The sequence below is a fragment of the Peribacillus sp. FSL K6-1552 genome, from assembly GCF_038005205.1.
Taxonomy (GTDB): domain Bacteria; phylum Bacillota; class Bacilli; order Bacillales; family DSM-1321; genus Peribacillus; species Peribacillus butanolivorans.
The window spans coordinates 1,620,930-1,641,423 of the sequence record NZ_JBBOST010000001.1 but is presented as its reverse complement, the minus strand read 5'-3'; the positions used below and the strand labels follow the sequence as shown (position 1 = coordinate 1,641,423).

22 protein-coding genes, 1 pseudogene and 2 other annotated features (1 of these 25 running past the window's edge) are annotated in these 20,494 nt (G+C 39.0%); of the genes and pseudogenes, 2 read left to right on the top strand and 21 right to left on the bottom strand.

Annotated features, from left to right (window positions below; all coding sequences use genetic code 11):
* Positions 1–199 (bottom strand) — a binding site (T-box leader) (it extends 39 nt beyond the left edge of the window).
* A 35-nt stretch (positions 200–234) separates the two neighbouring features.
* Positions 235–473 (bottom strand) — a binding site (T-box leader).
* Between the two features lie 71 nt (positions 474–544).
* Both NST21_RS07955 and NST21_RS07950 read right to left on the bottom strand, forming a co-directional pair.
* On the bottom strand, positions 545–817 hold the full coding sequence (locus NST21_RS07955) for a UPF0223 family protein (protein WP_053345180.1): 273 nt from the start codon (positions 815–817) through the stop codon (positions 545–547).
* Between the two features lie 50 nt (positions 818–867).
* Entirely contained in the window at positions 868–1,827 is a 960-nt protein-coding gene (locus NST21_RS07950) for an NAD(P)H-dependent flavin oxidoreductase (protein ID WP_053345179.1), read from the bottom strand.
* Positions 1,828–2,225: 398 nt separating this feature from the next.
* Between NST21_RS07950 and NST21_RS07945 the strand changes: the two genes are divergently transcribed.
* Complete coding sequence (locus NST21_RS07945; protein WP_056530531.1) at positions 2,226–3,683, top strand: aminotransferase class I/II-fold pyridoxal phosphate-dependent enzyme; 1,458 nt, start codon at positions 2,226–2,228, stop codon at positions 3,681–3,683.
* Positions 3,684–4,308: 625 nt separating this feature from the next.
* Here NST21_RS07945 and NST21_RS07940 read toward each other — a convergent pair.
* The 11 genes and pseudogenes from NST21_RS07940 to NST21_RS07890 all read right to left on the bottom strand — a co-directional run.
* Positions 4,309–4,611: pseudogene (locus NST21_RS07940) on the bottom strand (HNH endonuclease signature motif containing protein); the annotation flags it as partial.
* A 148-nt stretch (positions 4,612–4,759) separates the two neighbouring features.
* Positions 4,760–5,503, bottom strand: a complete 744-nt coding sequence (locus NST21_RS07935; protein ID WP_056530532.1) for an amino acid ABC transporter ATP-binding protein — start codon at positions 5,501–5,503, stop codon at positions 4,760–4,762.
* 20 nt (positions 5,504–5,523) lie between these two features.
* Complete coding sequence (locus NST21_RS07930) at positions 5,524–6,207, bottom strand: amino acid ABC transporter permease (RefSeq protein ID WP_056530533.1); 684 nt, start codon at positions 6,205–6,207, stop codon at positions 5,524–5,526.
* Positions 6,208–6,219: 12 nt separating this feature from the next.
* Positions 6,220–7,041 carry an amino acid ABC transporter substrate-binding protein gene (locus tag NST21_RS07925; protein ID WP_340888621.1) on the bottom strand — a complete coding sequence of 274 codons (822 nt, stop codon included), beginning with the start codon at positions 7,039–7,041 and terminating at the stop codon, positions 6,220–6,222.
* A gap of 360 nt (positions 7,042–7,401) precedes the next feature.
* The gene (locus tag NST21_RS07920; protein WP_340888620.1) at positions 7,402–7,692 is read right to left on the bottom strand and encodes a hypothetical protein; all 291 of its coding nucleotides are present in this window, start codon (positions 7,690–7,692) and stop codon (positions 7,402–7,404) included.
* Positions 7,674–8,981, bottom strand: coding sequence for an aminotransferase class I/II-fold pyridoxal phosphate-dependent enzyme (locus tag NST21_RS07915; protein ID WP_340888618.1), 1,308 nt, complete (start codon positions 8,979–8,981; stop codon positions 7,674–7,676). Before NST21_RS07915 ends, NST21_RS07920 begins: the two co-directional genes overlap by 19 nt.
* A 131-nt stretch (positions 8,982–9,112) precedes the next feature.
* Positions 9,113–10,270, bottom strand: coding sequence for a trans-sulfuration enzyme family protein (locus tag NST21_RS07910; RefSeq protein ID WP_340888617.1), 1,158 nt, complete (start codon positions 10,268–10,270; stop codon positions 9,113–9,115).
* Positions 10,271–10,624: 354 nt separating this feature from the next.
* Entirely contained in the window at positions 10,625–10,954 is a 330-nt protein-coding gene (locus NST21_RS07905) for a DUF6531 domain-containing protein (protein WP_340892479.1), read from the bottom strand.
* Between the two features lie 137 nt (positions 10,955–11,091).
* Positions 11,092–11,559, bottom strand: coding sequence for a DNRLRE domain-containing protein (locus NST21_RS07900; RefSeq protein WP_340892478.1), 468 nt, complete (start codon positions 11,557–11,559; stop codon positions 11,092–11,094).
* Between the two features lie 5 nt (positions 11,560–11,564).
* Positions 11,565–11,816 (bottom strand): hypothetical protein, encoded by a 252-nt coding sequence (locus tag NST21_RS07895; protein ID WP_057213441.1) that lies wholly within the window; start codon positions 11,814–11,816, stop codon positions 11,565–11,567.
* 186 nt (positions 11,817–12,002) lie between these two features.
* On the bottom strand, positions 12,003–12,128 hold the full coding sequence (locus NST21_RS07890; protein ID WP_082527744.1) for a GapA-binding peptide SR1P: 126 nt from the start codon (positions 12,126–12,128) through the stop codon (positions 12,003–12,005).
* A gap of 1,057 nt (positions 12,129–13,185) precedes the next feature.
* Between NST21_RS07890 and NST21_RS07885 the strand changes: the two genes are divergently transcribed.
* Positions 13,186–13,620 (top strand): DUF1885 family protein, encoded by a 435-nt coding sequence (locus NST21_RS07885; RefSeq protein WP_053345171.1) that lies wholly within the window; start codon positions 13,186–13,188, stop codon positions 13,618–13,620.
* 174 nt (positions 13,621–13,794) lie between these two features.
* On the opposite strand, the gene NST21_RS07880 is transcribed toward NST21_RS07885, so the two are convergent.
* The 8 genes from NST21_RS07880 to NST21_RS07845 all read right to left on the bottom strand — a co-directional run bounded on the left by NST21_RS07880 (position 13,795) and on the right by NST21_RS07845 (position 20,491).
* Positions 13,795–14,073 (bottom strand): hypothetical protein, encoded by a 279-nt coding sequence (locus tag NST21_RS07880; RefSeq protein ID WP_340888220.1) that lies wholly within the window; start codon positions 14,071–14,073, stop codon positions 13,795–13,797.
* A 5-nt stretch (positions 14,074–14,078) separates the two neighbouring features.
* Positions 14,079–15,026 carry an IS110 family transposase gene (locus NST21_RS07875; protein WP_340888221.1) on the bottom strand — a complete coding sequence of 316 codons (948 nt, stop codon included), beginning with the start codon at positions 15,024–15,026 and terminating at the stop codon, positions 14,079–14,081.
* Positions 15,027–15,217: 191 nt separating this feature from the next.
* Complete coding sequence (locus tag NST21_RS07870) at positions 15,218–15,577, bottom strand: hypothetical protein (protein ID WP_340888613.1); 360 nt, start codon at positions 15,575–15,577, stop codon at positions 15,218–15,220.
* Positions 15,578–15,579: 2 nt separating this feature from the next.
* Entirely contained in the window at positions 15,580–16,026 is a 447-nt protein-coding gene (locus tag NST21_RS07865; protein ID WP_340888612.1) for a polysaccharide deacetylase family protein, read from the bottom strand.
* A gap of 43 nt (positions 16,027–16,069) precedes the next feature.
* The gene (locus NST21_RS07860) at positions 16,070–16,327 is read right to left on the bottom strand and encodes a hypothetical protein (protein WP_309446312.1); all 258 of its coding nucleotides are present in this window, start codon (positions 16,325–16,327) and stop codon (positions 16,070–16,072) included.
* Between the two features lie 290 nt (positions 16,328–16,617).
* Complete coding sequence (gene lpdA, locus NST21_RS07855; RefSeq protein WP_053345168.1) at positions 16,618–18,030, bottom strand: dihydrolipoyl dehydrogenase; 1,413 nt, start codon at positions 18,028–18,030, stop codon at positions 16,618–16,620.
* A gap of 3 nt (positions 18,031–18,033) precedes the next feature.
* On the bottom strand, positions 18,034–19,392 hold the full coding sequence (locus NST21_RS07850) for a dihydrolipoamide acetyltransferase family protein (RefSeq protein WP_340888609.1): 1,359 nt from the start codon (positions 19,390–19,392) through the stop codon (positions 18,034–18,036).
* A gap of 121 nt (positions 19,393–19,513) precedes the next feature.
* Positions 19,514–20,491: an alpha-ketoacid dehydrogenase subunit beta gene (locus NST21_RS07845; RefSeq protein WP_053345166.1), complete on the bottom strand. Its 978-nt coding sequence runs from the start codon at positions 20,489–20,491 to the stop codon at positions 19,514–19,516.
* Positions 20,492–20,494: the final 3 nt, after the last annotated feature.

Here is a 20,494-nt window from a genome sequence, read left to right as displayed (position 1 = left end):
AAACATATTATTTTTCCCTCTCAAGCAAGAAATTAGACATTTCTTGCCAAACCCATTAACGGTGGAAGCCGAGTTTCCCTACTTATTTCAAGAAACCACTCATAAGTCCATTCACCTTCTTATATCGTACCGGTTTCCACCTGTTCCGGCTCTCTGTGACGACTCTAAAAAGATTACTACTCTTAATCATAGATTTAATTATCCATTTTAAAAAAACACAAAAAGGGCCCTCATCCAAAGGACGAGGAACCCGTGGTACCACCTTAATTAGCTTAATAAGCTCACTTTACGGCATTATAAATATTATATGCCTATCTCCATTAACGATGAGATAATCGCCAAAGCCTACTCCGTCAATCCGTTTCGGTTTGGGGCTCGGAAGTCCATTCGCTTAAATTTGTTCACCAGTTTTCAGCAACCACTGGCTCTCTGCAGAACAGCATTAAGGTACTCTTCTTCGTCATTGCCTTTATCATTTCTTGATTATTATGTTAAAACAATCTATTCATGAAGTCAATGGAGTTTTCTAAAAATAATATTTTTATTATTTCATTCGTATCCAGTCATCGTCTTCGATTTCTTTTGCTTTCTTAATAACAAGATATGCAGAATAGTCGCTGACAGACTCAAACTCATCCGTATATTTTTTTTCATCCGCTTTGCCGGGAACTATTTCCTTAAACCTTCGATATGCTTTCATAAAAGCTTCTTTTTGTATTTTACTTTCATATGCCTTTTCGACTGCTTCAAAAAATTTAATAACATCGACGATTTCTTCCGTTGACCAATCAAGATCCATTGGATATTGATAATCCATGCTTACACGCTCCTTCTAGATAGTTATTCCTGTTGCTTGGGAGACTATTATCAGTCTGCCCATTTTGAGCGAATTGCCTCTGCTTGGCTGATAATCCGACTGAATAGCTCAGCCGTCGTTGGTACATCATGAATCAGACCCATTACTTGTCCAGCCCAAGCATATCCTTCACCTTCAACTCCATCATGGATATAACGCTGGTTTGCTTTTCCACTTATGTAATTCTGCAGTTGCTCATAGCCGCCGTCTTCCTTTTCTATTTCAAGAATTTTATCAGTCCAACCATTTGCAATAACACGGGCTGGTGCACCAATAGACCGCTTAATGACAACGGTATCATTTTCTGTACCGGAAACCAAGGCATTTTTGTATAATTCATGGGCATGAACACATTCTTTTACTGCAATGAACCTGGTGCCCATTTCAATCCCTTCGGCTCCAAGTGCCAACGCCGCCATCAACCCGCGCCCATCACCGAAACCACCTGAGGCGATGACTGGAATTTTCACGGAGTCTACCACTTGAGGAATTAATACAGAGGTTCCGATATCATCGCGTCCTAAATGTCCTCCGCCCTCCTGACCAACTACCATCACTGCGTCTGCACCCAGCTGCTCAGCCTTGATTGCCTGCCTTCTTGCTGCAACTAGCACAAGTTTTTTCACCGGAGTATCTTTAACATAATCGATAAATGGCGCTGGATTCCCACCAGTTACAGAAACAACGGCAATCTCCTCTTTTAGTGCTGCTTCAAGCATATGTTCATATGGTCTTCCGTGCTGACCAATTGCAAAATTAACGCCAAACGGTTTGTCCGTCAATGATTTTGTTTTTCGTATTTCCTCTACCAATTGATCAGGGTTATCCAACGACATCGCTGTTACCTGCCCTAGGCCCCCTGCATTCGAAACAGCCGCAGCTAGTTCTGCATAAGCTAAATGCGCCAATCCTCCTTGCACAATCGGGTATTGAATCCCTAACAAATCAGTCACACGAGTTTTCCAATTCAAAATCTTCATCCCCCTTTTACTTCTGAGTGAGTTTTATTAATGAACACTCTCTATTACACCTTTATTATGGCAAATATTGTTTTTCCATTCAATTTTAAAACTCATAGTTCAAATTGTTTTTGATTTTAAAGAAAAACTCTTGAATTGGTAAATGTTCCTTCCTGCTATTACGAGGTATGTACAATAGAACTCAAGCTGTTATTTTTTACATTAAACTCTCGCTAGGCATTTATATGTAAGACGTGCTATAATTCATTTGTTTTATGTCTATCCACAAGAGCTTACTAACCGTTTTTAGAGGTTACTCCAAATAGGAGAAACATACGACTGTAAATAGAAAGGGAGTATATTTCCCTGGATATTTCGTACCTATTATATTGAAAAGGGGCCACAAAGAATTGTCACAGAATGAAACACCATTATATACTGCCTTATTACAGCATGCCAAAAAAAATCCCGTTCAATTTCATATTCCAGGTCATAAAAAAGGAAAAGGAATGGACGCTGATTTTCGTGACTTTATTGGAGAAAATGCACTATCTATAGATTTAATCAATATCGCACCACTCGATGATCTCCATCAGCCAAAGGGAATCATTAAAAGAGCCCAGGACCTTGCTGCTGAAGCATTTGGGGCCGACCATACATTCTTTTCCGTTCAGGGAACAAGCGGTGCAATCATGACGATGGTCATGGCAGTCTGCGGTCCTGGGGATAAAATCATCGTCCCGAGGAACGTACATAAATCTGTTATGTCTGCTATTGTATTTTCAGGAGCGGTTCCTATTTTCATCAATCCTGAAATTGACAAAGACTTGGGAATCTCACATGGAATTACCATTGATGCTGTTGAAAAAACATTAAAGGAACACAGCGATGCAAAAGGCTTACTCGTAATAAACCCGACCTATTTCGGCATTTCTGCTGATTTGCAGAAAATTGTAGAAGTTGCTCATTCCTACCAAATACCTGTACTGGTTGATGAAGCCCATGGTGTTCATATTCACTTCCACGAAGACTTGCCTATGTCCGCTATGCAAGCTGGAGCTGATATGGCCGCTACGAGTGTTCATAAACTGGGTGGATCACTAACAGGAAGTTCCATTTTAAATGTTAAGAATGGTTTAATTTCTGCCAATCGGGTCCAGGCAATTTTGAGTATGCTCACTACTACCTCAACTTCCTATATTCTTCTTGCTTCTCTCGATACAGCAAGAAGACAACTTGCCACCGTTGGCAGAGAAATGATAGATGGTGCTATCAAGCTTGCAGAGTATACACGGACAGCTATTAATGAGATTCCTTATTTATACTGTGTTGGAAGCGAAATTTTAGGTAGTAAGGCAACCTATAGTTATGATCCGACAAAACTAATCATCTCCATTAAAGAATTGAATATTACTGGATACGACGTTGAGAAATGGCTTCGAGAAAAACATAATATTGAAGTAGAACTTTCTGATTTGTATAACATCCTTTGCCTAATCACACCAGGGGACTCTAAAACAGAAGCAGATTTGTTAATCACTGCCCTTAAAGACTTATCGGATGAGTTTAAAGAAATGGCTGCTGATCATGAAAAAATCGAAGTCCTGCTTCCCGATACACCACCTCTTGCTTTATCACCGAGAGATGCATTTTACGCAGAAACTGAAGTGGTTCCTATCGAGGAATCTGTTGGCAAAATCAGTGCTGAATTCATCATGGTCTATCCGCCAGGGATTCCGATTTTTATACCTGGTGAACTGATAACAGAAGATAATATCACTTACATTCAGAAAAATATCGAGGTTGGTCTACCAGTTCAAGGTCCAGAGGATCCAGAAATTAAATATTTACGAATTATTAAAAACTGATTGTATATCAAAAACCAGAGCATAAACAAACTGCTCTGGTTTTTTTATGCTTATTATGATGTTTTAATCGTAAAAGAGCGTTTCTCCTCTTCGCCTTCCTAACCGACTTTATCAAAGCTTCCATATTTCTCTTGAACAAATAACAAAGCGCAAGCCCCCAAAATGCTCGGGATGGAGAACCAGATGAAGGCTGACTTCGGATCAAATCCTGATGACAGGATCAAGGATATAAGCTCGGTGCTATAATCGCACCAATCCGACCGGGCTAATAGAGACGGTTTATAGTAGAGGTAATTCCTTATCAGAAGTTTATCTCCTTTACGGTTTTTGCATATTGTGAAAGGAAACGTCATTACAACATATCAGAGGATTTAGGTTGCTTTAGCAACCGTTAAGCAGGCTCGATGCCTGCTTTCATCAAGAAAAAACGAATGTTTTTTCCTCCATCCGTATCTTTACCGGCTTGAGAAGCCAGCCGGTAAAGATTGTCTTATATAGGTAAAATCGGTGTTTTTTTAGTTTATCAATACGCAATAGGTAAAAATTTTGATGTCATCTCCATCTTTCCCCCTGCGCCGCACCGTACGAGCGCCTTTCAACGCAGACGGCGGTCCATCTTATTCTTTTAGACTAAAGCAACTAAATTACACACTTTACGAAACGCGTTTAATTTCTTCAATTGTTTACCATCCAACTGAAGAATAGCCCTATAATAATCAATCGTTTGTTTCTTTTTAGCATGAATTAATCTGTGGACATATTTGTGAACTATTCTTAGGTTACCAAACTCATCTGTTCCACCGAATTTTTTAGGCAATTTATGATGACAATGTACTTCATTAGCTGTTAAAAATTCACCTGTAACCTCACATTTACCTAATTGCATAGAATATCTGAAAATTCTGTTGTCTGCATATTCTAAACTGTCCCATATTTTCTTAATTATTCAAAAAAAGATTGCAATTGAAATTTGCAATCCTAGGGTAAAGTTATAAGATTCTGTCGTTCTAACTTACGGGAAAGTGCCGAGTAACGAGTTTTCCATTCTTCCGCAGCTTGGGGGTACCGGCCCTTACCTATGAACAAAGTTTATTTAAAAATTGTAATGTCCGTTCATGCCCTGTATGTTCAAAAATTTGTTGAGGTGTTCCTTCTTCAACGATTACACCTTTATCAATAAATACGACTTTATCCGCTGCTTCACGCGCAAAATTCATTTCATGTGTCACTACAACCATGGTCATTCCTTCTTTAGCAAGTTCTTTCATGACCTTTAGAACCTCACCAACTAACTCAGGATCTAACGCGGAAGTTGGTTCATCAAAAAGCAGAACTTCAGGTTCCATTGCCATCGCCCGTGCAATTCCTACACGTTGTTGTTGTCCACCGGATATCTGGGATGGATAGTGGTTCGCCCGTTCCGATAATCCTACCTTTTCGAGCAATTGAAGAGCCTTCGTACGAGCGGCTTCCTTGTCTTGTTTACGAACGTAAACAAGACCTTCCATAACATTTTCAAGTGCAGTCATATGAGGGAACAAATTGTAACCTTGGAAAACCATACCCGTTTGTTGACGGAACTTAATCACCTTATCTTTTGGAACTGGTTTTTTATCCTGAAAATCCAAAGAAAACTTTCCAAGCTTAATGGTCCCTTTTGTAGGCGTTTCCAATAAATTCAGGCAACGTAACAAGGTTGTTTTCCCTGAACCTGATGGCCCAATAATACAAACTGTATTGCCTTCCTCAATTTTTAGATCGATTCCCTTTAAAACCTCTGTTTGTCCAAATTGTTTATGCAGGTTCTTTATTTCAATCATGTATATTTCCCCCTATCAAATTAGCCCGTCACATAACGATCGAGTCGTTTTTCCATCTGTCCTTGTGCATTCGAAAGAACGGTACTGAAAATCAAATAAATAAATCCTGCTAGACAATAGAGTACCAATGGTTCATAGGTTGTTGCGGTAATTTGCTGAGCAACTCTAAACATTTCAGTCACCGTAATGGTAGCGGCCAACGATGTATCCTTTACCAAGCTAATAAAACTGTTTGCCAAAGGCGGGACAGATACCCTTGTTGCCTGAGGGAGAATAATTCTTTTTAATGCCTGCGGATAGCTCATCCCAATAGAATAAGCCGCCTCCCATTGACCTTTGGAAATGGAGAGTATAGCCGCACGAATAATCTCTGAGTTGTAGGCGCCAACGCTAAGAGTAAAACCGATAATAGCCGACGGTAACGGGCCAATCGTTATACCAATACTTGGAAGTCCATAGAAAATAATAAACAACTGAACAAGCAGCGGTGTTCCTCTAACCACCCATACATAAAATCTTGCAATAGCGTCCAGAAGTTTAATTCCCGAGATTCGAGCTAATGCTGTAAGTAAAGCAAGAAGGAGTCCCAGAAAAAAGGATACTAATGTCAAGGGAACCGTAAACGCAATCCCAGCTTTTAACATCGGGAAAAAGGAATTTACAATGATGTCAACAATTTGGTCCATTCTTTCGTCAGCAAACATGTAGAACCCTCCCTATTTTGAAACATCTTTTCCAAAGTATTTTTGTGAAATACTTAAATATTTACCATCCTTCATCATGTCAGAAAGCGCTTTATTTACGGCCTCTACCAATTCTTTATTTCCTTTTCTCATCATGACTCCCATTTTTGCCGGTTCATCAAGTTCTGCGACGGATTTAACTGGTGCATCAGGCTTTTGCTTTTTGAAATCAAGGTAGGATAGTCCGTCATTTACAGCCGCATCCGCACGTTTTGAAAGTAATAAATCAATGGATTGATTAAAACCTTCTACTCCAACGATCTCAGCACCATAAGATGCTGCTATTTCTTTATAGTTACTAGTTAATGTCTGAGCCGATTTTTTTCCTTTCAAATCTTCAAATGATTTAATCGTATTATTGTCCTTGTGAACAATTAAGAAAGGTTTTGACATAATATACGGCTCTGAAAAATCGTATTTTTTCTGGCGGTCAGGAGTAATTCCTACATTATTAGCAATAATATCGAACCGCTTTGAATCGAGTCCTGCGAACATACCGTCCCATTGGGTTTCAATGAATTCTGGTTTCACACCAACTCTTTTTGCTACTTCCTCCGCGATTTCAACATCAAAACCGGTTAACTTCCCTGAAGAATCATGGTAACTAAAAGGTGCAAAGGTTCCTTCTGTTCCAATTTTAATGGTCCCATTCGATTTAATTTGCTCTAGCAAATCCTTACCCTCATCTGCCTGTTTGCCTGGTTGACTTGCTGCCTGATTTTCGGGCTTTCCGCATGCAGATAATAGAAGTGCTACGAGTATCGAAAAAGCGATTATGATGAAACTCTTTTTCATAAATAATTCCCCCCTATATTTTTAAAAAAATGGATGATTTGCAGATTATTAGTTTCACTATTCTGTATAATTCTAATATTCTGTAAATTTTATCTATATTTTTCAAACGGACTCCACCTCCTCCTTTTCGTTATCATATTATGCAAGTGTTATGCCAAAATAAAATCCTTGTTAATTCAACATTCCTACTATCGAACTAGTTGAGAAATTCCCATTTCCGCGACGAATATAGTGATAACCTAACGCTCCGTACTGTTTTTCGGTTCCCAAATTTGAAAAAAATATTTCCAAATATTCGAAATATCCCCCACGGAGACGAAAAAAGATTGCAAATAAAATTTGCAATCTTAGGTAAAGTGATCAAACTTTTAGATTGTATCGTTCTAGCTTACGATAAAGTGTCGATAAACTAAATTTCAATTCTTCCGCTACTTTTTCCTTATCTTTTCGATCTTGACCACCTAAGAAGAAACTTTGGATAATGGATTTTTCATATTCGGCCACCATCTCATCTAAACTTAACCCTCCGGTATGAATAGGTGCTTGAAATTGGTACAAATAATCCGGAAGATCATGAAAGCCAAGTACATCTGATTCTGCCATATTCACCATATACCCCACAACATTTTCCGTCACAGCTTTATAGAACATGGATTTAATTCTTTACAAGACTGATAGATCATTTCAAAAAGGCGATCTAGATCGTTTAATTCAACACAAGAAAAGGCAATCCGAAGGTCCGTCTTTGCAAGGGAGATCGTTCCTACTCCATACTGATTGAGCAAATGGACCCTTAGTGTTTCAGCATCGGAATGCTTGATGCGAAGGCATACGAAATATCCTGAGTTGAAGGGATAGGGTTCAAATTCATCCGCAAATTTCCCGTCTGCTAAAATTTCTTTGACCCGTTTGGCCCTGTCTTTCATTACTGTATTTCTCTCGTTGCGCTGCATTTCGAATTCGGGATTTAATAAGGCATCCAAAATGATTGTTTGGGAAAGGTGCGGACTGCATGAGATCGTACTTCGAATAGAACCCATCGCCTTTTTCTCCAACGCTTCTAAAACCAGAGGATCTTGAATTCCAAATGTGAGAAACCCAACACGAAAGCCCCAAGCATACTCTTCTTTCGTTGCCCCATCAATTTTAATCGGGAGGACACGCGGGTGTAATTCTACTAAACGAGCAAATATAGATTCCTTGATTGAATCTTCGTAATATAATCCAAAATAAGCATCATCCATAACAGCAACAATATTAACCCCAAGATCCGCTGCCTGCTTAATGGTTTCAAGAATTCCTTCTGCCTCTTTCTCCGTTGGAGTATATCCGGTGGGATTATGCGGAAAATTAAGCACAAGAATCGCTTTACCATTTTTGCAGGATAAAAGGGCCTCCAGCAACCCTTCTACATTAAATTCGTTAGCTTTCGTAAATAAAGGATAAGTCACGGTCTCGCTGCCATGGCGGACGTTGAAGAGAATCTGATAATTATCCCAATATTTATCCGGCAAGATAATCGAATCGCCTTTTTCCACAAAAAGGTCGGATACAATACTCAAGCCATGGGTCAGCCCGCTCGTCACAATCGGGATGCCGAATACCTTTCCTTCAAGTGAAGGATTATCCTTTAGAAGCTTTTTTCTCCAAACCTCACGCAGCTCCGGTTTTCCTGCAGGCGGTGCATAGGGATACAGATCTTTCGGATCGTAGGCGGAGAGGTTTTTATGAATCACATCTATATAAATGGGGTGTCCACCCTCTGTAGCCATCCCGATTGTTGCATTGAAAGTGTCCGCTTTCCCCCTTGCTTCTCCTGCTTGGCTGACAATTCCTTTTGGGAAATACAAGGATTTTCCTAACAATGAAAACATCTCATATACTGGTTTATTCCGTTCTTCAATAACATGATTTAATCCTAAAGCCAATGGGTTTAGCATTTTATACACCCTCTTTTTCTAGTTGGATTTTTCCAGATCATATTTAACCTAAACGCTCAACAAATCTCCCGGTTTAATCCTATCCCCGGCTTGATTACTCCCGCCCGACCGGTACCCCAGAAGCCGCACCGTTATTCTAATGCCATTTCGAGATCCTTCCATATATCTTCTACATCTTCAATTCCAACCGAAAAACGAACGAGTCCATCATAGAGACCTGCTTTTTCTCTTTCTTCTTTAGGGATTATCGCATGTGTCATCGAAGCTGGATGTTGAATTAATGTACCTACATCCCCTAGGGAAACTGCTAAAGTACTCAATTTTACTGAATTCATAAGTTTAACGCCTGTTTCGTATCCCCCCTTCAAGACAAAAGAAATCATTGCTCCAGGACCTTTCATTTGTTTCTCCATGATATTTTTATCTTCAAAACTTGCTAGTCCTGGAAAATAAACCTTCTCTATTGCCTTATGTTTTTCCAAGCGTTCAGCCAAAATTTGTGCATTTTCTTGTGAGCGGTCCATGCGAATGTGCAATGTACGTATCCCTTGAAAGAGAAGCCAGGCATCCATAGGGGCCAAATTTGCTCCCATAGTCTTCTGCACTTCTTTTCTCATCGGATCAATAATTTCCTTGTTGGAAATCACTAGTCCGCCAATAAGATATCCATGACCCGACAAATATTTCGTTGCACTGTGGACAACAATATCAATGCCGCATAGCATAGGATTTTGTAAATATGGGGACAAAAACGTATTATCAACAATAGTCAAGATACCCTTTTGCTTAGCGATCGCCGCTACACTCTTCATATCCACTAAGGAAAGCGTGGGATTAGAAGGAGTTTCAAAGTAGACCACTTTCGTTCTATCTGTAATGTGTGGTTCAAGCTCTTCCCCTGTCTTAAACGGTACAAATGTTACATCAATTCCAAATTTCTTTACTGTTTTGGATAGAAATGCGTGCGTCGCCCCATACAACGCTGTGTGTGCAACAACGTGATCTCCTGCCTGCAAAACACCTAAAAGGCAGCCAGTTATGGCAGCCATTCCAGATGAGAAAGCCAAACATCCTTCACCAAATTCCAATGCCGCTACCTTCTCTTCCAGTTCTCTTACATTTGGATTTCCCAGGCGTGAATACATAAATCCTGGATCTTCTCCTGCGAAGCGTTGTGCTCCTACTTCTGCATTATCAAAAACAAATGTTGAAGTCATATAAACAGGGGAGATGTGTGAGCCATGCCCTGGATCTTTATTTACTTTTACTAGTTTTGATGAATAGTTCATTATTATTATGCCTCCTAATTTTAGTAATCTGAAATGCTACCGTTTTTATTTCTTCCTTTAAGTTGTATACAAATCTTTATATGCAAAAGTTATGCCAATTCTGTAAACCTTATAAAATCAACAGTTTTAATATTAAAATTCTTTATTTATTTTCATTTTTGCCAAGGTGCACTGCAAAACATAGTAATTATCGACTTCCCACTTTAGCAATATTGATAATATTTTACTAAAATTGGAAAGATTTTAGCTACCCTTCTAACTTCTTGGTATTTCATTTTGCAGACAAGTCACTGTTCCTTCTCCTGCACTACCTAAGAAAAAGAACCTTGCTCAAATATTGAACTGTGCCCCATTTTACGGACAGTATAAAAAAGTGCCTAAGCGGCTTCCACTTGCATTATAGTTCTCTTTTGTTCCATCTGTTTGCGTAATGGTGTAGGTTCCATCTCCATTTTTCTCAAGTGTTAAATAATCACCACCAGCAGCTACATACCCCCCACCTATCTTTTGTCCAAAGATGTGTCGCGTATTATCATCATCGATCAGTGTAATGGGACCAGTTCCACCATCCACAAGTCTCTTTTCAACATTACTAGTCCATCCATAACCAAACATTCCAGTAACATGGGATTTTCGATTGTTATACGTACGAGTCATACTTACTGGTATGCCACGTCCTGGAATCGATAAATCATTTTTCTGATAAACTAAATTTCCATTTACAGGATTTACACCATCCTTCGTAAGACCCCAATAATTTTCTATACCAATGGGATCAACCGTATAATTAATAGTTAATTGTGGAGTATTAGTTCCATTGTTTACGATGTCGTTTCGTTCTGTTGTTTTAGCATGAATCCATAGTTTGGAACGACTCCGTTATACCAATCCTTTACCAATTGTGTAATCGACCACTGCCAATAAGCATTGGATGTATTACTGGTTACGGTATCTTCTGGTGTCGACTGGATAGTAGGCTGTGGATTCCATGTTACAGAACTAGTCCAACTGCTGGTAATCCGATTTAAATCGACCGACACATTGGTAGCATCTACTTGAGTCTGATAGGCTTTAAACGTAGCACTAGAAATCTTGCTATCACTTGGTAAACTAGGTAAGTAAAATTGAACAAGACCACGAGTAGAGACAAAATAACTGTTATATCCTGTATCCATGTAAGTATTACTAGAATAGATGGAGGTTGGGAACGAGCTAGTGACAAAGTTATTTCGTTGAACATCCCATGTATCAATGGATGGATCAATAGTAACTGGATATTTGATATACATTCCAATCACTGAGGCAAAAATGCCACCAAGGGAGTACCCCTAGCATCATGCCTACCAAAGAATAACTGGCAATAGCTCCTGCTTGAATCGAGCTCAGATCCCACTCTTCCATCATCCATGGCAAGCCGACCCCATACATCGCGATGTCGTACGTACCCATCAAAAGCTATGGCATAAAAACACCAAAGGAAAACAAATAAATGAAAGCGGTTAAATTTACTTGCAGCGACCACTTCAGAAGCATTGACACTACGCATACTATTCCCCCATTTCACATCTAATCTTCCCTAGAAAGTAAACAAAATACCAATGTTCGTCTATATAGAACTTTGAAATTTTTAGAATTTTATTTCCCCTTTTAGATTGCATAAAAAAAAGGTGCCTCAGGTTAAAGCTCCTGAAACACCCTCGACTTCTATTATTATCAGAGATTATCTTTTTTATTATTTCTCAGAGGCAGCTGTATCACAGCTGTGGCAGTTGTGATTGTGTGTATAAAGTACACTTACTTTTTCATCTTCAAAATGATCAATCGTGCTATTGCATGTTTGACAAACGATAGTTCCCATTTTTACAACCCCTTCCTCTATATTGTATGCATTAATGATTAAATGTAACCGCTTTATATGCATTATAATATAACACATTTATAATTTCAAGCTATAAAGTATAACATATATATTTTTCCCATAAATTCATTTAATTTAATGCCTTTGATTTATTTCTCTCTGGATTGCAGCCCGCTTAAAATTGTTAGTAGGACGGAGTCTCCAAGCTGCACGGTAGGCTGATTCATTTTATCATGAAGCATTCAAACGTCTCTTCCATGCTCCATATAAAACTAGCTGGATAAAGGTCAGGGTATTCGAAGTCGTTTAGCTTGTTCTACTATCTTAAAGGTATATAACCACCATACAAAGGATTATGAGCAGATACCGCTACCAGTTTGCCAAATAGGATCATCAATGTTTCATGTGACTCCAGTTCATACAGTTTTTTCATGATAGCATCTATAGGCTGCCTTGCCTATTCCTCCGTAAACAACAAACTCTTTCGGTTCAAGATTATACATAGGATTCTAATAGCCGCTTCTTGGACCCCACCCAGCCCATTGCGTGCAGCCGTGGCCCTTGGTAATTCATCATTCTTCTTTGTCCATTTGGGATCTTTTTCACCCTAAATATAAACTCATGCTTTTACTTGCATCAGTTCAGCAAAGTCGTAAGTCTTCGACTAAAAAGGGTGACCACCTCTTTATTAAATATGATTGATTTATTGCTAAATCTTTACCGGTAAGCAACATCCCTTACACCCCTTTAAAAAAACATAAAGGGGCTGTATCGCTTTATATAAAGTGATACAGCCCCTTTTTTTGTAAAACATGAATATGTTCTTTAAATTTTAAAATCAAGCTTCCCACCTCTTATTAACTATCATCTGTATAAATTTTACATCAAAATAAAAACTGGAAGTCAACACACTTTAACAATTTTTCATCATATTACCAAACTAACCCAGAAGAGTGAAAAAGGAATTTTACCTTTAAATTTACATATAGATAAGTATATAAAACAACCATAAAATGTTAAAATACAATTAAAATCAATAGAGCTAAGGGGGATTCAAATGATTGAAAATGCCTATATCAAGCTCGTTCCTGAGTCCGTGAAAGAAGCCGTAACCATTGAAGACGTGAAGGAATTGCTCACATATTACCAAATGATCACCGCTAAAACTGGAAAACAACTCAATTGGGATTATGATAAGAAGGCCTTTCCTTATGAAATGAAAGAGCCTGAAAAGATGAAAGATAAAGTAATTTATCTCCAATCCAATGTGGACAGATATCACATGATACTAATCGGAGTCGACCAAGAAATCGTTCAGGACGAAGATGGACTAGAGAGAATTCAATCTTATATCCAATTCACCCTCCCAGAAACGGCAACATTCGGTGATAAAGGGAAAGCTAATGAATTATGCAAATTCCTTGCAAAGAAGTTACGAGCACAGCTCCATCTCTTTAACAAGCGAGTGATGTATTACTATCCAAGAAAATAAAAAACTGATAGTGGCCGTAACTTCAAATCATTCAGGCGTTTCAATTAATTTTGGGTCAAGAATCTTATATCCTTTTGTATGAAAACACTTTAGTGAAAGGCCATACTTAAATAAGCCCACCATATTCTAATTTTTTTGAAGGACGTAAATGTACTATGTCGTTATTTTAACTGGTTATGCAGTTTTTTGTTCTGATGGATCGATTGTATAGCCTTTCTTTTTTAGGTATTCGATCATTTTTAATTCTTTGTTCATTTGTTTTTCTTCAAGGTAATTTGAGCCTAGTTCATGATAGGGTTCTCCGGTTTTTAAGATGTTGTAAGCAATCGTCAATAGTAAATGAGCAGAAGCAATTCGTCCCTTCATTTTCCCCTGTCGTTTGGTAATCCTTTTTCGATGTGAAGCAATTCGATTATTTTGCCTTGAGGTTGCCAGTACACACTCTACGGCCATCGTTTTTAATGCTTTGTTTCCTTCTGTGGTTTTACTTGTTTTTTTTTACCAGCACTTTCATAATTTCCGGGACTCACGCCAGCCCATGAGGCAAGATGTTTAGCCGACTTAAATACGGTCATATTAACGCCCATCTCTGCGATAAAAGTTGCTGCGGCTGCTTTGTTCACACCAGGTATACCATCCAATAATTCTACTTCCTTACGATATGGGGACAGGAGTTGATCGATTTGTTTTTCCAATTCTTCTATGGCTTCTTCTAAATAACCCATATGTCCCCAATGGTAACGCAACATATCACGATGATGACGGCGAATACGACCATTAATTGCACTGGAAATGTCCGTAATACTAGCTTTTGTTCGCCTATCCACCATTTTTCGAAGACCATCGGTCTCTATTTTTTCACCGTTTAGAATCGCTTCAAGGATACGGCGTCCCGATACACCAAAAATGTCTGATAGAACGGATGTTAGCTTGATATTAGCATCTTGAAGAATTTTATGAATGCGATTCTGCTCTGAGGTGCGATGATGAATCAATTTTTTTCGATAACGAGTAAGATCTCGTAAATCACGAATATCCTCCGGTGGAACAAAATTGCTTTCAATAAGTCCGCATCTTAGAAGCTTGGCAAGCCATTCGGCATCTTTCACATCAGTTTTACGCCCTGGAACATTTTTGACATGTCTGGCATTGGCAAGAACAAGGTGAAAAGAATCTTCGAGTATATTCCATATTGGTTTCCAGTAGACTCCAGTACTTTCCATTACAACATCGGATACCTGAAGGGTAGTTAACCAATCACTTAAAGCCAAGAGTCCTGTTGTTGTAGTTGAAAACGTTTCAATAGAGGTATTTGGCTTTTTATCTAATGGACCAAATAATACACAGGCTACTACTGTTTCTTGGTGTACATCTAGGCCAGCACACCGTTCAATCATTGCTTCCATAGGAGAATCACCTCAATAAAAGATTAACAATACATATGACAGGAGATTTGTTACAAAAATTTTTGTATACGTACTTGTAGTACACTAAATGGTTCTTCAATACTGTCACAACCAGTTTCTTATACAGGGTATCTTCCTTAAGATCCACCAAAAAAGATTCAGCCTGGTTGTATTGTTATCATCCATTATTGTCAAGGGTTTAATGGGTTAGACTTTATCTTGGGTAAAGAGCAGGTTTTCGTGGTAGATGGTGGCGGCGAGAATCGCCGCCATAGAAGTTTCTTATGAAAATCTTTCACAATATCCTCTATCGCTTCTCTCGTCCATTTTCGGTCGTGCATCAGTAAACTGGCTCCATTGGATAAATAAGGGCTGTTCAACATGATCTCTGTCAATGCTTTTTTATCTTGATATTCCTTTTCCCAATCATATCCATATGTCCAATTCATGACCAGCATTTTTTCATTTGCAGCAACTTCGGTATTAGATCCAAAAGGCGCCCTAAAATACTTAGGGCGTTCCCCGATAATGCCTTCCACCAAATTATTCAATTTTACGATTTACCGATGGAAAAGCCCATATCATGAATTTCTTTTAACATCGATTTCTTTTCATCACTTTCAAGAAAATGTCCATTTACAAAAAATATCGCCGGCACTTGAAGTTTTTGAAGTGTTTTTGCAATTTCTAACGAGTACTTATCAGGTGCATCATCGAACGTCAACAAGACAACCTTAGGTTCTGCATCCTGAATTGGTTCAAATGACCAATTCTCTTTGTTCAACCGGTACTCGGCCTGAAAATTTTCTTTCTCTGAATTCCTAATTGTTTTTGATGCTTCTTCTTTCATATCTTGTTCTTGTTTGGTTTCTTCTTGGATAGTGGTAGTTGTTTCAACACTTTTTGGTTCTTTTTTTTCAGTTTGATTGGAACCTGAATTATTACAACCAATTAATAAAAGTGAAGCAAATACAAACATAACTACTACTTTGGTGATCATGTTTCCTCCGTGTTTTTCATGTGTCATTGTAAAGATTCAAAATTCAATAAATGGGTACTAACGTTTCCAAAAGAATTTGCATTACACCGTAACATAGTAAACTGATTATGGTAACAAGCATTGTCCGCTTGTTGGATTTTAAAATCATTTTACCAATGTAAATGGCCAAATAAGAAAAAACCAGAAACATAAATACCTTAAAAACAAAACGATCATTAACAGAAAGCCATTCAACCAATGTATATCCGCTCCAAACGATTAGTTGAAAGAGGATTACCAGATAATTTTTCAAGTGATCCACCCCATTTAAAATGAATAATCAGCCACTTTGTTTAATCGGCAGCCTTATTCTTCAGTACATCGCTCTTCCTATTTTTTTTCCTCTTTTACTCAATTTAAACCTTTTATAGAAAAATAGTATGAAGACCTTTGTATAGCTTATGCCCATTTTGCACTTTTCATTTAAATTGAGTAAAGAAAATATCCTAATTTGGGAGAAGACATTAAATTTGTACCAGTTTTAATTTATTTTTTATTTATAAAAACCAAAAAAGCGTACTGCAAATGGCAGCACGCTTTTTTTGGTATCAATTATTTAATAATATGAATTGGAGTTCCTAGGGCTACTTCAGCAGCTTCCATAGTGATTTCTCCTAAAGTTGGATGTGCATGGATTGTCATCGCGATATCTTCAGCAGTCATTCCTGCTTCGATAGCTAAACCAAGTTCTGCAATCATATCAGAAGCATTTGGTCCTGCGATTTGGGCTCCAATAACCAATCCGTCTTCTTTGCGAGTGATTAGCTTCACAAATCCGTCCGTATTGTTCAATGAAAGAGCACGTCCATTTGCAGCGAATGGGAACTTAGAAGCAAGCGCTTCGATTCCAGCTTCCTTCGCTTCTTTTTCATTATATCCGACAGAAGCAAGTTCTGGTTCAGAGAATACAACGGCCGGAATAGCAAGATAGTCGATTTCTGATGAATGTCCTGCAATGGCTTCAGCTGCAATTTTACCTTCATAAGAAGCTTTATGAGCCAATTGAGGTCCAGAAACGATATCACCGATTGCGTAAATGTTTTTCACGCTTGTACGGCATTGTTTATCAGTTTCGATTAAACCACGGTCAGTCATTTTGATTCCGACTTGTTCAAGACCAATTTCTGAAGTGTTCGGACGACGACCTACTGTTACTAAAACGTAATCGGCTTCGACTTTTTTCTCTTCGCCTTTTACTTCATAAGTAACGGTAACGCCTGTTTCAGTTTCTTCCACACCTTTAGCATTTGCTTTAGTAACAATTTCAGCACCTTTGTTTTTAAGGTTACGTTTAACAAGTGCTGCCATTTGTTTTTCAAAGCCTGCAGAAAGAATCTCTTCCGTACCTTCAAGAATAGTCACTTTAGTTCCAAAGCTGGCGAATGCGCCGCCAAGCTCTGTACCAATGTAACCTCCACCGATTACTACGATAGAACTTGGAACTTCTTCCAAAGCAAGAGCTCCAGTAGAATTAAGTACACGTTTCGTATATTTAAAGGACGGAATCTCGATTGGTGATGAACCAGTAGCGATGATTGCGTTTTTAAATGTATATGTTTGAGCTGAGTCATCATTCATAACACGGATGCTGTTTTCATCAACGAAATAAGCTTCGCCTGTTACAACCTCAACGTTATTACCTTTTAACAGGCTGCTTACGCCGCCAGTTAATTTTTTTACAACAGTACCTTTCCAAGCTTGTACTTTAGAAAAATCAACAGTAACTTTTTCTGCAAAGATACCCATGTCTTCTGAATGTTGAGCTTCATGGAAACGGTGTCCCGCTGAAATTAAAGCTTTTGATGGGATACAGCCTACATTCAAACAAACTCCGCCAATTGTTCCTTTTTCAACGACCGTTACTTTCTGTCCAAGCTGTGCTGCGCGAATTGCCGCAACATATCCCCCTGGGCCTGAACCGATCACTAAAGTATCTGTTTCGATTGGAAAATCTCCTACTACCATTGTTTACGCCTCCATTAGCAATAATTCTGGGTCGTTCAATAACTTTTTGATGTGATTCAATGCATGCTGAGCAGTAGCCCCGTCAATCATGCGGTGATCAAAACTCAGTGATAATGCCAGAACTGGAGCGGCGATAATTTCCCCGTCGCGTACAATTGCTTTTTCGGCAATGCGTCCAATCCCTAGAATGGCAACTTCTGGATGATTGATTACAGGTGTGAACCACTGACCGCCTGCGGAACCGATATTCGTGATGGAACATGAAGCACCTTTCATTTCGTTAGGAGCCAATTTTCCGTCACGAGCTTTCGTAGCTAATTCATTAATTTCTTGTGAAATAGCAAAAGTTGATTTACGATCTGCATCTTTTACAACTGGAACGAGCAGTCCTTTGTCTGTGTCTGCCGCAATTCCGATATTGTAATAGTGTTTATGGATAATCTCACTTGCCTCATCATCAAACGATGTGTTAAGCATAGGGAATTCACGCAATGCACTTGTTAACGCTTTAACAACATAAGGTAGGAATGTAAGCTTAATTCCTTTTTCTGCAGCAATTTCCTTGAATTTCTTACGATGAGCAACTAGTAGCGTCACATCGACTTCATCCATTAATGTTACATGTGGAGCTGTCTGTTTGGATTTAACCATTGCTTTGGCGATCGCTTTTCTCATACCGCTCATTTTCTCGCGAGTTTCAGGATATTGCCCTTCTGGAATTGAAACTTTTTGTATTTCGGTTGTTTCCGTATCGTTTTGTTGTGAAGCTTCACTTTGAGCTGCTGGTTGCTGTGGAGCCGTTTTGCCGTTTTTGAAAGCATCGATATCTTCTTTCATGATGCGGCCATTATCCCCAGAACCAGAAATCTCACGAATATTTACCCCTTGTTCGCGTGCATATTTCCTAACAGAAGGCATGGCGATAATACGTCGTGAAGGATCCGCCTCAACCTGTGGTTGTGATCCCGCGCCCGTTTCTGCACTATTTTCTTGAACCGGAGCAGCCTCTTTCTTGACTTCCTGTCCAGCTTCAGCCGTAGCTTGAACCTGGGCCTCCGTATTCTTCTCACCTTCTGCCTTCGCTTCTTCTCCATGATCCCCTTTAAACTGAAGATCTTCATAACCTGGAGCATCGAATGTTACAAGTACATCACCGACAACGGCAACCGTTCCTTCTTGAACAAGGATTTCTTCCACGGTACCTTCCACTGGTGATGGAATTTCAACAACGGCTTTATCGTTTTGAACCTCGCAAAGCACGTCATCTTCTTGGATCTTATCTCCTGGTTTAACAAACCATTTCACTATTTCACCTTCGTGTATACCTTCTCCGATATCAGGGAGTCTAAATTGGAATGCCACTGAGTTCAACCTCCTATATTAAATCATACTTAGTGCTTTGAATAAAGTCCTTTATCTTGTAATTCTTCTAATGCGAATTACTTCCTCAAGCAGTTACTACCATTCCGAATACTCAAGATAGTTAAAACTTCAAGACTTTAGTCGCCGTTTCAATAATGTCTTTATAATTAGGGAGCCATACTGTTTCAGCTTGAGAAAACGGGAATACTGTATCAGCAGCAGCCACTCGTAGTACTGGTGCATCCAAGCTCAAAATAGCACGTTCGTTAATTTCCGCGACAACATTCGCTGCTATGCCAGCTTGCTTTTGTGCTTCTTGAACAACGATAGCGCGTCCAGTTTTTTCTACTGAAGCAATGATTGTATCAATATCCAATGGAGATACAGTTCGTAAGTCAACAACTTCAACCGAATGACCTTCCTTAGCCAATTCTTCAGCTGCCTTGATTGATTCCTGTACCATCGCACCATACGTAATAATGGATAAATCCGTTCCTTCTCTTTTCACATCCGCTTTTCCTAATGGAATTGTATATTCTTCCTCAGGAACTTCCTGACGGAAAGAGCGGTACAATTTCATGTGCTCAAGGAAAATGACAGGGTCATTATCACGAATCGCTGAAATCAATAAGCCTTTAGCATCGTAAGGAGTGGAAGGGATAACTACCTTTAACCCTGGTTGCTGAGCCATTAAACCTTCTAAGCTATCAGCATGCATTTCCGGAGTATGCACTCCGCCTCCAAAAGGTGAGCGAATTGTAACCGGCGCACTGTAACGTCCGCCTGAACGGTAGCGCATACGAGCAAGCTGACCGCTTACGGAATCCATTACTTCATAGATAAAACCGAAGAATTGAATTTCAGGAACAGGACGGAAACCTTGTAAAGAAAGACCGACCGCTAATCCACCGATTCCAGATTCAGCAAGAGGTGTATCGAATACACGATCTTCTCCGAATTCTTTTTGAAGATTTTCCGTTGCACGGAAAACTCCACCATTAAGACCAACATCTTCTCCAAAAACGAGTACATTCTCGTCATTTTTAAGTTCTGTACGTAATGCTTCTGTAATTGCTTGAATCATCGTCAATTGAGCCATGGC